This window comes from Serratia proteamaculans (genome assembly GCF_013337185.1).
Taxonomy (GTDB): Bacteria; Pseudomonadota; Gammaproteobacteria; order Enterobacterales; family Enterobacteriaceae; genus Serratia; species Serratia proteamaculans_D.
This window is the reverse complement of sequence record NZ_SWDE01000007.1, coordinates 173,724-186,448: the sequence shown is the minus strand read 5'-3', so window position 1 is coordinate 186,448 and position 12,725 is coordinate 173,724. Positions and strand designations below refer to the sequence as shown.

Annotated in this window: 11 protein-coding genes; 8 read left to right on the top strand and 3 right to left on the bottom strand. The window is 55.6% G+C overall.

All coding sequences use genetic code 11. From position 1 onward, the window contains the following. The first annotated feature begins 5 nt into the window (after positions 1-5). On the top strand, positions 6-2,564 hold the full coding sequence (mrcA, locus tag FCL49_RS21950; RefSeq protein ID WP_174355138.1) for a peptidoglycan glycosyltransferase/peptidoglycan DD-transpeptidase MrcA: 2,559 nt from the start codon (positions 6-8) through the stop codon (positions 2,562-2,564). Positions 2,565-2,614: 50 nt separating this feature from the next. Here mrcA and nudE read toward each other — a convergent pair whose 3' ends face one another. Then, positions 2,615-3,169: an ADP compounds hydrolase NudE gene (nudE, locus tag FCL49_RS21945; RefSeq protein ID WP_012147288.1), complete on the bottom strand. Its 555-nt coding sequence runs from the start codon at positions 3,167-3,169 to the stop codon at positions 2,615-2,617. A gap of 465 nt (positions 3,170-3,634) precedes the next feature. Between nudE and FCL49_RS21940 the strand changes: the two genes are divergently transcribed. The 7 genes from FCL49_RS21940 (at position 3,635) to FCL49_RS21910 (ending at position 10,533) form a co-directional block, all read left to right on the top strand. Then, positions 3,635-5,767 (top strand): intracellular growth attenuator family protein, encoded by a 2,133-nt coding sequence (locus FCL49_RS21940; RefSeq protein WP_174355137.1) that lies wholly within the window; start codon positions 3,635-3,637, stop codon positions 5,765-5,767. A 96-nt stretch (positions 5,768-5,863) separates the two neighbouring features. Further along, entirely contained in the window at positions 5,864-6,544 is a 681-nt protein-coding gene (gene yrfG / locus FCL49_RS21935; RefSeq protein ID WP_174355136.1) for a GMP/IMP nucleotidase, read from the top strand. Beyond that, positions 6,541-6,948, top strand: a complete 408-nt coding sequence (gene hslR, locus FCL49_RS21930) for a ribosome-associated heat shock protein Hsp15 (protein ID WP_174355135.1) — start codon at positions 6,541-6,543, stop codon at positions 6,946-6,948. The genes yrfG and hslR overlap by 4 nt, the downstream gene beginning before the upstream one ends. 25 nt (positions 6,949-6,973) lie before the next feature. Next, positions 6,974-7,852: an Hsp33 family molecular chaperone HslO gene (gene hslO / locus FCL49_RS21925; RefSeq protein WP_174355134.1), complete on the top strand. Its 879-nt coding sequence runs from the start codon at positions 6,974-6,976 to the stop codon at positions 7,850-7,852. Between the two features lie 196 nt (positions 7,853-8,048). Then, positions 8,049-9,668, top strand: a complete 1,620-nt coding sequence (gene pckA / locus FCL49_RS21920) for a phosphoenolpyruvate carboxykinase (ATP) (protein ID WP_012147293.1) — start codon at positions 8,049-8,051, stop codon at positions 9,666-9,668. 125 nt (positions 9,669-9,793) lie between these two features. Continuing rightward, on the top strand, positions 9,794-10,057 hold the full coding sequence (locus tag FCL49_RS21915) for a FitA-like ribbon-helix-helix domain-containing protein (RefSeq protein ID WP_174355133.1): 264 nt from the start codon (positions 9,794-9,796) through the stop codon (positions 10,055-10,057). Further along, positions 10,054-10,533, top strand: coding sequence for a type II toxin-antitoxin system VapC family toxin (locus FCL49_RS21910; protein WP_174355132.1), 480 nt, complete (start codon positions 10,054-10,056; stop codon positions 10,531-10,533). The genes FCL49_RS21915 and FCL49_RS21910 overlap by 4 nt, the downstream gene beginning before the upstream one ends. A 16-nt stretch (positions 10,534-10,549) precedes the next feature. Here FCL49_RS21910 and envZ read toward each other — a convergent pair whose 3' ends face one another. Then, positions 10,550-11,929 carry a two-component system sensor histidine kinase EnvZ gene (gene envZ, locus FCL49_RS21905; protein ID WP_174355131.1) on the bottom strand — a complete coding sequence of 460 codons (1,380 nt, stop codon included), beginning with the start codon at positions 11,927-11,929 and terminating at the stop codon, positions 10,550-10,552. Further along, complete coding sequence (gene ompR / locus FCL49_RS21900) at positions 11,926-12,645, bottom strand: osmolarity response regulator transcription factor OmpR (protein ID WP_004709363.1); 720 nt, start codon at positions 12,643-12,645, stop codon at positions 11,926-11,928. Before ompR ends, envZ begins: the two co-directional genes overlap by 4 nt. Positions 12,646-12,725 lie beyond the last annotated feature (80 nt).

Below are 12,725 nucleotides of genomic sequence, written 5' to 3'. Positions count from 1 at the left end.
CTCAGGTGAAGTTCGTAAAGTATTTACTAATCCTTGCAGTGTGTTGCATCGTGTTGGGGGCAGCCTCGATCTTTGGCTTGTACAAATATGTCGAGCCACAGCTGCCTGACGTCGCAACGCTGAAAGATGTGCGGCTGCAAATACCGATGCAGGTTTACAGCGCCGACGGCGAGCTGATCGCCCAATACGGTGAAAAACGCCGTATTCCGCTAAAACTGAACCAAATTCCGCCGGTTATGGTGCATGCGTTTATCGCCACCGAAGACAGCCGCTTCTATGAGCATCATGGCGTCGACCCAATCGGTATCTTCCGTGCTGCCTCTATTGCGCTGGTGTCTGGCCATGCGTCACAGGGGGCAAGTACCATTACCCAGCAGCTGGCGAGAAACTTCTTCTTAAGCCCGGAACGCACCCTGATGCGCAAGATCAAGGAAGCTTTCCTGGCAATACGCATCGAACAGATGCTGACCAAAGACGAAATCCTCGAGCTGTATCTGAACAAAATCTATCTGGGGTATCGCGCCTATGGCGTGGGTGCTGCGGCGCAGGTTTACTTCGGTAAAGACGTCAGCCAGCTCAGCTTAAGCGAAATGGCGACCATCGCCGGCTTGCCGAAAGCCCCGTCAACCTTCAATCCGCTCTACTCCCACGATCGCGCCGTCGCTCGCCGCAACGTGGTGCTGTCGCGGATGCTGGATGAGCATTACATCACTCAGGCGCAGTTCGATCAGGCGCGCAGTGAAGAGCTGGTGGCCAATTACCATGCGCCACAAATCAGCTTCTCCGCCCCCTATCTCTCCGAGATGGTGCGTCAGGAGATGATCAAGCGTTACGGTGACAATGCTTATACCGACGGCTACAAGGTCTACACCACCGTCACCAAGAAACTGCAGTTGGCGGCGCAGGAGTCGGTGCGTAACAACGTGCTGGCGTACGATATGCGCCACGGCTACCGCGGCCCGTCCAACGTGCTGTGGAAAGTGGGTGAAGCGGCCTGGGACCAAAAGCAGATCGTCGATTCCCTGAAGAATCTGCCAAACTACGGCCCATTGTCGCCGGCGGTGATTGTCTCAACCAGCGCCGAAGAGGCCACAGCCATGATGGCTGACGGCAGCCATGTGGCGCTGCCGATGTCTACCATGCGCTGGGCACGACCTTACAGATCCGACACTCAGCAAGGCCCAACGCCGAAACGCGTCACCGATGTGGTGCAGGCCGGTCAACAAGTGTGGGTTCGCAAGGTGGGCGAAAACTGGTGGCTGTCACAGGTGCCGGACGTCAACTCAGCCCTGGTTTCTATCAACCCGAATGACGGCGCGGTGAAAGCGCTGGTCGGCGGATTTGACTTCAACCAAAGCAAGTTCAACCGCGTGACTCAGGCGCTGCGTCAGGTTGGTTCCAACATCAAACCTTTCCTGTATACCGCAGCGATGGACAAGGGCCTGACCCTGGCCACTATCCTCAATGACCTGCCGATCACCCGTTGGGATCCAGGCGCCGGTACCGACTGGCGGCCGAAGAACTCACCGCCAACCTACGATGGCCCGATTCGCCTGCGTCAGGGGCTGGGACAGTCGAAGAACGTGGTGATGGTGCGTGCGATGCGTGCCATGGGCGTTGATTACGCAGCGGAATACCTGCAGCGTTTCGGCTTCCCGGCGCAAAACATCGTGCATACCGAATCACTGGCACTGGGCTCGGCTTCGTTCACCCCAATGCAGCTGGTCCGCGGTTACGCGGTGCTGGCCAACGGCGGTTATCTGGTGGATCCGTACTTCATCACCAAGATTGAAGACGATAACGGCAACACAGTGTTCGAAACCAAGCCGAAGATTGTCTGCGACAGCTGTAATCTACCGGTGATTTATGGTGACACTCACCGTTCGGCCGTACTTTCCGAAGACAACATTGAAAATGTCGCGACGTCGCAGGAAGGTAAAAATGGCAACGTGCCAATGCCTCAGCTGGAGCAGGTGACCCCCGCTCAGGTTCAGCAGGATGGCGATCAGCAGTATGCGCCACACGTTATCAGCACCCCGCTGGCGTTCCTGATGCACGATGCGCTGAACAGCAATATCTATGGCGAACCGGGTTGGATGGGGACCGCCTGGCGTGCAGGCCGTGACCTGAAACGTCGTGATATCGGTGGCAAAACCGGTACCACCAACAGTTCAAAAGACGCCTGGTTCTCCGGCTATGGCCCGGATACCGTGACGTCGGTATGGATTGGTTTCGATGATCACCGCCGTGACCTTGGCCGTACAACGGTATCCGGTGCGATCCCGGATCAGGCTTCCGGCGGTGAAGGCGGCGCCAAGAGTGCGCAACCGGCATGGGATGACTTTATGAAAACCGCACTGGAAGGCATTCCAGAGCAGAAGGTGACCCCACCACCGGGCATTATCAGCGTCACCATCGACAAGAGCAGCGGTAAGCTTTCCGGTGGCGGCGGCGGCAGCCGTTCCGAGTACTTTATCGAAGGGACTCAGCCGACGGACTACCCATCGCGGGATACCGGCACGACGCTGACGGATCCCGGCGGCGAAAGCCACGAGTTGTTCTAATAAAAAAAGGGCCCAGATAAATCTGGGCCCTTTTCATTTAACCGTCGCGCTTAGCGGGAACCACGTAAAAATGCCTCGGTGAGGAACAACGCACTAACGTTGCGCGCCTCGCGGAAATCAGGCTCTGCCAGCAACGCCATCATGTCGGCTATTGGCCAACGCACCTGCGGCAAAGGCTCCGGCTCATCCCCTTCCAGACTCTGCGGGTAGAGATCGTGCGCCAGTACGATATTCATCTTGCTGGAAAAGTACGACGGGGCCATCGTCAACTTGCTGAGGAAATCAAAGCGTCTGGCGCCAAAACCCACCTCTTCCATCAGCTCGCGATTGGCCGCTTCCAGCACGCCTTCACCCGGATCAATCAAACCTTTGGGAAAGCCAAGCTCATAAGATTCAGTGCCCACGGCATATTCACGGATCAGCAGCAAATCGTCGCCAATCACCGGCACAATCATCACGGCCTCGCGGTCTGAGGGCCGCATCCGCTCATACACCCGCCGTACACCGTTACTGAACTCCAAATCGACCGACTCAACGTTAAATAAACGCGAACGTGCGACCGTTTCCACTTTCAGAATTTTAGGTTTTTGCAGGTGTTTATCCATGATTGCCTCAAATGAGTTATCCGCTAGCAGGCCACAGCATCGGGCGTGATAACGCGGGTAACCAGAATAATGATTGGCGTGACGCGCGGTCCGCATGCGTTCAAACGCTGACCAAATCCGATCTTGATCACATTGTGCGTTAATGAGAACCTTTGCCGCAACGAGCACAAGCAGTAATTTACTTTTTTTTAACAAGCGTAGCCAGTACCCGCCGCTTTTCTGTTCTCATCCTGCAAAAAGAGCGCATTAAAATAAGATAATGCCGATATCGGCAGTGCAACCTGGTTGCTATCATCACGCAGGTAAGACAGGGCAATAAGACTGAAATTTTTATCAATAAGTGAGATCCCGACGGAGAATCTGCTCTCTCGTTACGGATCAGGGTGTCTCTTGGTGATTTGGCTGCGTATAATAGTCCAGGATTCATCAGGTTGGTGAGGTTCACGGGTTCAGGATGGGGATAGCATGAGCACAATAGTGTTGATATTGGCCTTAGTGCTTGCCTGCCTGATTGCCGCCGGCCTGTATCTTTGGTTCAAAGCCCGCAATCAGCCGCTGCTGACGCGTACGCTGCCCTTTATCAAACCCACACACCGCAAGCTGACCGGCGAAGAACGCGCCGCCGTTGAGCACTATCTCGGCCAACAAAACAAGCTGAGCAACAAACTGTTGCCCGGCAGCAATTCATTGCCTTCTGCCAAGCTGGCGCTGACCCCACAAAGCGACAACGTCTACCCGATCACCCACGCTATCACCCGCTACGGGCTGGCCAGCGATGAGCCTAATAAATGGCGCTATTATCTGGACGCCGAAGAGGTGCATCTGCCGCCGTTCTGGGAGCAGTACATCAGCGCCGATAACCATGTGGAAGTGATTAGAACCCAGACGCTGCCGCTGGTGATCTCGCTCAACGGGCATTCGCTGAAAGACCATATTCACGATCGGCCGCTGCCGCCGGTGGTGAAGGCAACCCCGAGCCAAAACGCCTCTATCCGCAAGGAAGAGAGCGAGCATGTCGAACTGCTGAATATCCGCAAGGAAACCTCGGAAGAACACGCACTCAATCGCCCGAACGGTATCAAGGAAGCCGCTATTATCTCGGCTGCCCTGCTGCTGCTGTTCTTCAGCCTGATAAGCCCGGTCGTGGTGATCCCCTGGATGATTGTCGTCGCCGTGTTGATGATCGCCTGGGGCTGCTGGAACCTGTTCCGCCGCCCCGCCACCCGCGAACTAAAAGAAGTGCACTGCCTGCGGGGTACCCCCAAGCGCTGGGGGCTGTTTGGCGAATCCAATCAGGGGCAGATCAGCAACATTTCACTCGGCATCATTGACCTGATTTATCCGCCGCACTGGCAGCCCTACATCACTCAGGATCTGGGTAAAACCACCGACGTGGATATCTACCTTAACCGTCAGGTGCTGCGCCAGGGTCGTTACCTTTCGCTGCATGATGAGGTGAAGAACTTCCCGCTGCAGCAATGGGGCAGGAACGCGGTACTCATGGCCAGTTCACTTTTGGTGCTGCTGCTGTTGCTGACCTATATCCCGCTCAGCCTGCCGCTCAAGCTGAGCATGGCCTGGCTGCAGGGCGCACAAAAAATTGAAGTGACCAACGTACAGACACTGGAAGGCGCAACGCTGCGTATCGGGGATACCCTCAAAGCCCAGGGTACGGGCATGTGCTATGTGCCACCGTTAACCAGCGGCACGCGCTCCGCCAGCTTTATGCCGTTCGACTGTTCAGGGATTTACTGGAACAACGCGGCGCCACTGCCACAGCCGGAATCGGAAGTGATCGACAAGGCGTCTGCCCTGCTGGCGACGGTTAACGCCCAGTTGCACCCTGACGGCACCGACCAAAAGCTCAACCCACAGTTGGCCAGCGCAATCGAAAAATCCGGCATGATCCTGCTGGATGATTTTTCCGATATCGTGCTGAAAACGCAGGATCTGTGCCAAGCGGATAATGACTGCGTCCGACTGAAGAACGCACTGGTCAATCTGGGCAACGTCAAAAACTGGAGCACCCTGGTGAAACGCGCCAAATCAGGCTCGCTGCAAGGGGTGAACGTGTTGCTGCGCCCGGTGAGCGCCGAATCGCTGGAAAGCCTGACCAAAGTGGCCGCATCATCCTTCGTCTACAGCGAAACCAGGCAGGCCGCAGCCGCGCTCAACAGCCCACCACCGGGGGGGTTCCTGATCACCAGCGATGAAGGCAAACAGCTGGTGAATCACCCGCAGCCGACGGTGCCGTTAAACGAATACAACGCACTTGACCAGTGGAATGAGCTACAGCGCCTTGCCGGCATGCTGCTGCATACGCCGTTCGAGGCGCAGGGCGTGATCACCAATATCAGCGTCGATGCCAATGGGACCCGTCATATTGCACTGCATAGCGAGCCGGATATCATCACCCTGTGGCGCTATCTCGGCACCAGCCTGCTGCTGCTGAGCGTCGCCGTGGTGCTGGGCTACAACAGTTGGAAACTGGTGCAGCGCCGTCGTATCAATCAGCACCGCATCGCCGATATCCAGCGCTACTACGAAAGTTGCTTTAACCCGCAGCTCGCCCCGATGTCATTACGGCCGATGCCCTGAGTCACCAGCCGGCCTGCGCCCTGTCATCAGCTTATGCTACGCTAACGCTATTACCTTTATCCTGCGGACCGCCGACGGTTCGCCTATGGAGTTTTCATGGTTCCCGAGTTTGACTGGAGTGAGATCGATACCGTGCTGCTGGATATGGACGGTACCCTGCTCGATCTGGAGTTCGACAGCCACTTTTGGCTCAGCCTGGTGCCGCAAGCCCTGAGCGAGCAGCGGGCTATTCCCTTCGATGAAGCACGTAAAATTATTCATCAGGAATATCTGGCCGTGCAGCACACCATGAACTGGTACTGCTTCGATTACTGGAGCGAACGGCTGGACATGGATATTTACCGAATGACCAGCGAGGTAGGCAACCGTGCTCGTCTGCGTGAAGATACCGAGCCGTTTTTACAGGCATTACGTGCGGCAGGCCACCAGACTATTTTGTTGACCAACGCCCATCCGCACAGCCTGGCGGTAAAAATTGAGCATACCGGTTTGGACAGGCACCTTGATTTATTACTTTCCACCCACACATTTGGTTATCCGAAAGAAGATCAGCGTTTGTGGCAGGCAGTGCAGCAACACACCGGTTTTGATCCGCAGCGTACGCTGTTTGTCGACGACGGCGAACCGATTCTGGATGCCGCCCGTGCCTTCGGTATTCGCTACTGTCTGGGCGTACAAAACCCGGATTCCAGCATGGCGGAGAAAACCTTCCAGCATCACCCATCGATGCGCGATTACCGCCTGTTGATACCAGCGCTGGCCAGGGGGAATGGATGAAAGGAAAAGCAGCAGACGACGAAGCCGTCCGGCTGGACAAGTGGCTATGGGCGGCACGTTTCTATAAGACCCGCGCGCTGGCACGGGAGATGATCGACGGCGGCAAGGTGCACTACAACGGACAGCGCGGCAAGCCGAGCAAGATTGTCGAGCTTAACGCCGAGATCAAACTGCGTCAGGGAAACGAAGAACGCACGGTGATCGTGCTGGCAGTGACCAGCCAACGGCGCGGCGCCGAAGAGGCGCAACAAATGTATCAGGAAACCGAGGCCAGCATCGCCAACCGAGAGAAAGTGGCGCTCGCGCGCAAAATGAATGCGCTGACCATGCCGCATCCGGACCGCCGTCCGGACAAGAAAGAGCGGCGCGACCTGATTAAATTTAAATTTGGTGAGCAGGAATAACCCCTCACCGCAATGAGAGAAAACTATGTCTAACCATGACCAATTGCACCGTTACCTGTTTGAAAACTACGCGGTGCGCGGTGAGCTGGTTACCGTCAGCGAAACCTATCAGCAGGTACTGAACAACCACGACTATCCGGCACCCGTCAAGAAACTGCTGGGTGAACTGCTGGTTGCCACCAGCCTGCTGACCGCAACGTTGAAGTTCGACGGCGACATCACCGTGCAGTTACAAGGCGACGGCCCGCTGAAGCTGGCGGTGATTAACGGTAACAACCGCCAGGAAATGCGTGGCGTGGCGCGCGTACAAAGCGAAATTGCTGATGACAGCACGCTCCACCAAATGATCGGTAATGGCGTCATGGTGATCACCATTGCCCCTACCGAGGGCGAACGCTATCAGGGCGTAGTGGCACTGGAAGGTGAAACGCTGGCCGAGTGCCTCGAGGCTTACTTCCGTCAGTCAGAGCAGTTACCGACCCGCCTGTTCATCCGTACCGGTGAGTCTGAAGGTCAACCGGCCGCGGGCGGCATGCTGCTGCAGGTTCTGCCGGCGCAGGACGGGAATGCCGATGACTTCGATCATCTGGTGCAACTGACCAACACGGTGAAAAGCGAAGAGCTGTTCGGCCTGCCGGCCAACGAAGTGCTTTATCGCCTGTACCATCAGGAAGAAGTTACCCTGTATGAACCGCAGGACGTTGTCTTCCGTTGCACCTGTTCACGCCAGCGTTGCGCTGACGCGCTGATCACGTTACCGGCGGAAGAAGTGGCTCAGATGCTGGAGCAAGATGGCAATATTGATATGCACTGCGATTATTGCGGCAATCACTATGTGTTTGATGCCGTGGACGTTGCCGCCTTGTACACCGGTAACACCGACGAAAGTGAGCAGTTGCACTAAGTAGCACCTCATATCGGCGGGCGCGCCCTGCGCCTGCCTGTTTACTCCGTTTGCACGTTTGCTTTTTTCCGTGTGCTATCTCTCATAACGTAACGAAAAACCGACTAAAACGTTAAATATTTGATACCTATCGCGGTTACTCGCTGCTGAATCCCTACAATTGGCGCCAGAAATTCTGTGACCAAGGAGTAGTGACATGCGTGTTAAAGGTATAACCCCTCAGGATCTGGCCGCTTATGGGATTCATAACGTCGGCGAAATCGTTCACAACCCGAGTTATGACTTGCTGTTCAAGGAAGAAACAGACCCATCTCTGGAAGGTTTTGAGCGTGGGGTGGTAACCAAGCTGGGTGCCGTATCCGTCGACACCGGTATTTTTACCGGCCGTTCCCCGAAAGATAAGTACATCGTCCGTGACGACATCACCCGCGACACCGTCTGGTGGGCCGATCAGGGTAAAGGCAAAAACGACAACAAACCCCTTAGCCCGGAAACCTGGGCAGACCTGAAACAGCTGGTCACCACACAACTCTCCGGTAAACGTCTGTTTGTGATGGATACCTTCTGCGGCGCCAACGCCGACTCCCGCCTGAAAGTCCGCTTTATTACCGAGGTAGCCTGGCAGGCACACTTCGTTAAAAACATGTTCATCCGCCCGACTGATGAAGAGCTGCAGGATTTCGAGCCAGACTTCGTGGTGATGAACGGCGCCAAATGCACTAACCCGAACTGGCAGCAACAGGGCCTGAATTCGGAAAACTTTGTCGCCTTCAACCTGACCGAGCGCATGCAACTGATTGGCGGCACCTGGTACGGCGGCGAAATGAAAAAGGGTATGTTCTCCATCATGAACTACCTGTTGCCGCTAAAAGGCATTGCCTCAATGCACTGCTCGGCCAACGTAGGCGAGAAAGGCGACGTGGCGGTCTTCTTCGGCCTGTCCGGCACCGGCAAAACCACCCTGTCCACCGATCCGAAACGCCAGCTGATTGGCGATGACGAGCACGGCTGGGATGACGATGGCGTATTTAACTTCGAAGGCGGCTGCTACGCCAAAACCATCAAGCTGTCTGAAGAAGCCGAGCCGGATATCTATCACGCCATCAAACGCGATGCGCTGCTGGAAAACGTCGTCGTTCTCGCTGACGGCACCATAGATTTCAATGATGGTTCGAAAACCGAGAACACCCGCGTTTCCTACCCGATCTATCACATCCAGAATATCGTGAAGCCGGTTTCCAAAGCGGGTCACGCCACCAAGGTGATCTTCCTGACCGCAGACGCCTTCGGCGTACTGCCGCCGGTCTCTCGCCTGACCGCTAACCAGACCCAGTACCACTTCCTGTCTGGCTTTACCGCCAAACTGGCCGGTACCGAACGCGGCGTGACCGAGCCGACCCCAACCTTCTCCGCCTGCTTCGGCGCAGCCTTCCTGTCACTGCACCCAACGCAGTACGCTGAAGTGCTGGTGAAACGCATGCAGGCTGCCGGCGCGCAGGCCTATCTGGTGAACACCGGCTGGAACGGCACCGGCAAACGTATCTCGATCAAGGATACCCGCGGCATTATCGACGCGATCCTCAGCGGTGAAATCGATAAGGCAGAAACTATTACTCTGCCTATCTTCGACCTGGCGATGCCAACCTCACTGCCGGGCGTTAACCCGGATATCCTGGATCCACGCGCCACTTACGCCAGCCTTGAGCAATGGCAAGAGAAGGCACAGGATCTGGCCGAGCGTTTTGTCACCAACTTTGACAAATACACCGATACTCCGGCAGGTGCCGCATTGGTCAGCGCCGGTCCAAAACTGTAATACCTTCTTTTTACAGCTTCAGCTAAGGCGTGGATCCCACGCCTTTTTTTATTTTTATTGGTTGTTATTTAATCAACGCAAAGGGATAATAAGCACTGCAATCATTGATAGCAAAGGAGGTTTCAATGGCTACCATAACCGTCAGGAATCTGGACGACGAAGTAAAAGAGTTGCTGCGCGTTTCGGCAGCGAAAAATGGCCATTCCATGGAGGAGGAAGCTCGTATGATTTTGAAACAGGCGTTGGTGAAAAAACCGCCGCGCTATGGTTTAGGCACTCGCATACATCAACACTTTGCCGAGTTGGGCGGAGTTGAACTGGAAATCCCACCGCGTGATAAAACACCCGCGCGCATTGTCACCTTTGATGACGATGATGACCAGGTATGATCATTCTCGATACCAATGTAGTTTCAGAGTTACTGCGCCCGGCACCTCATTACCATGTTTTAAGGTGGCTGGATCAACAGAATACGTATCAATTCTATCTGAGCGCTGTCGTGGTAGCGGAGCTATATACTGGCATAACCTGCATGCCCCATGGCAAAAAGCAGTTTGAGTTACAGTCCAATCTCGGCGTAATGCTGCAGGAAGAGTTTCTGGACAGGGTTTTACCCTTTGACACTGGCTGCGCTCTGCAGCATGCGGAGTTAATGGGTGCCAACCGCCGCCAAGGCATCGGCGTCAGTTTCCCAGACACCCAGATCGCCGCCACCTGCCTGCATTACGGTGCCGCCCTGGCCACGCGTAATACCAAAGACTTTATCCACTGCGGGATTGAATTAATCGACCCCTGGCAGGCCAGCACCGGTCGGCGTCTGCATGAAGAAGCGGCGGAATATTACGTGATGAGCAGAAAACCCTGACAGGGCAGCTTCACTGTCAGGGGAGTTTGGCGCTGTCTTTCACTGTCTGATGGCCGTTGGCCAACTCTTTCTTTTCCATCGGTAACGGAATATAAGCCCTGATCAACAACCCGCCGCGTTCGCTGGTGCCGATATCCAGAGCACCGTGATGGCCATCAATAATACGTTGTACGATAGCCAGGCCAAGCCCGGTTCCGCTGGTGCTACGTGCGCTGTCACCACGGACGAACGGCTGCAGCAGATGTTTCAACTCTTCCGGTTTAATGCCCGGGCCATCGTCTTCCACCTGGAACCAGCCACGCTGCAGTTCACGACCACTACTGACCTTGATCCAGCCGTTGCCGTAACGCGCCGCATTCACCACCATATTCGCCGCTGCACGCTTGATCGACAGAGGATGCACATTCATCATCAGCTCACCCGGGGCCAAAGCAGTTTCGATAACCCGCTCATAGCCGCTCTCGGCGGCAACCACTTCACCCAGAATGCCATTCAGATCGCTTAGCTCGGTCTGCATCTCCTGGCCAGTGCGCAGATAGTCAATAAACTGCTCAATGATGGCGTTGCACTCTTCAATATCTTTATTGATCGACTCCGCCAGATAGCCGTCTTCGGCACTCATCATCTCGGTTGCCAGACGGATGCGCGTCAGCGGTGTACGCAGGTCATGGCTGACGCCGGCCATCAGCAGCGTGCGGTCATCCGCCAGTTGCTTAACGCCCGATGCCATCTGATTAAAGGCCCGCGTTACCGAACGTACCTCAGATGCGCCGTACTCACGCAACGGCGGCGGAATAATGCCCTTGCCGACCTGCAGAGCTGCATGCTCCAGCTCTACCAGCGGACGGTTTTGGATACGAATAAACAGCCAGGCACCGCCTATCGCCAACAGCATAATTGCCAGCGTATAACGGAACAGCGGCGAGAAATCGCCCTGGTGAATTTCAGTCAGCGGGACGCGCACCCAGATATCCGGCTGCAGCCAGGTCTTCAGCCACACCACCGGTGAGTTTTTGTTCACTTCTACCCGGACGTCGGTTGGCCCGCCGAGCTGCTGAGCCATTTGCTGGCTGAGGAATTGATAGTGCTGCGCCCAGCGCAGACCGCTCTCCTCCGCCGCCGAGTTGGTGTAGAGAGAAATCCCCAGTTCGCGATAGATTTCACGACGGAACGCCGGTGGCACCTCCAGCAAGGTCCCATCCTCCAGCTGCAGCTTATCGGTCATCAGCATACGAACTTCGTAGGCCAATACCTTGTTGAACTGCTGCAAACTGGGCAGGATGGCGAAGTTCAGCACCACCAGATAGGTCGTCACCAGGCTGACGAACAGCAAGGTGACGATCAATAGCAGGGTTCGGGCAAACGAGCTACGCGGTGAAAAGCGTAATCGTCTCATGCCTTGCTGCCGTCCGGGACGAAGACGTAGCCAAGACCCCAAACGGTCTGGATATAACGTGGATGCGCAGGATCCTCCTCAACCATACGGCGCAGACGAGAAATCTGCACGTCGATGGAGCGTTCCATGGCGCTGTATTCACGGCCGCGTGCCAGGTTCATCAACTTGTCACGCGACAGCGGTTCACGCGGGTGGCTCACTAATGCCTTCAGTACCGCGAACTCGCCGCTGGTCAACGGCATAGGCTCGTCTTCACGGAACATTTCACGGGTACCCAGGTTCAGTTTGAATTTGCCAAAGGCAATCACCGCTTCTTCTTGCGAAGGGGCGCCCGGCAGTTCATTGGCCTGACGACGCAATACCGCACGGATGCGGGCCAACAGTTCCCGCGGGTTGAACGGTTTTGGGATGTAATCGTCAGCGCCGATTTCCAGGCCAACGATACGGTCGACTTCTTCACCTTTGGCGGTCACCATAATGATCGGCATAGGGTTACTTTGGCTGCGCAGACGGCGGCAGATAGAAAGCCCGTCCTCGCCCGGCAACATCAGGTCCAGCACCATCAGGTGGAAGGATTCACGTGTCAGCAAGCGATCCATTTGCTCAGCGTTGGCTACGCTGCGAACCTGAAAACCCTGTTCGGTTAAATAACGCTCTAAAAGCGCGCGCAAGCGCATGTCATCATCGACGACCAGAATCTTATGATTCTCTTGCATTGTATTACTCCCAAAGGCTGTATTGCCTGACGTGAATATTGTTAAAAAACCATGCCAATTCGGACAGCGATTATTGGTAT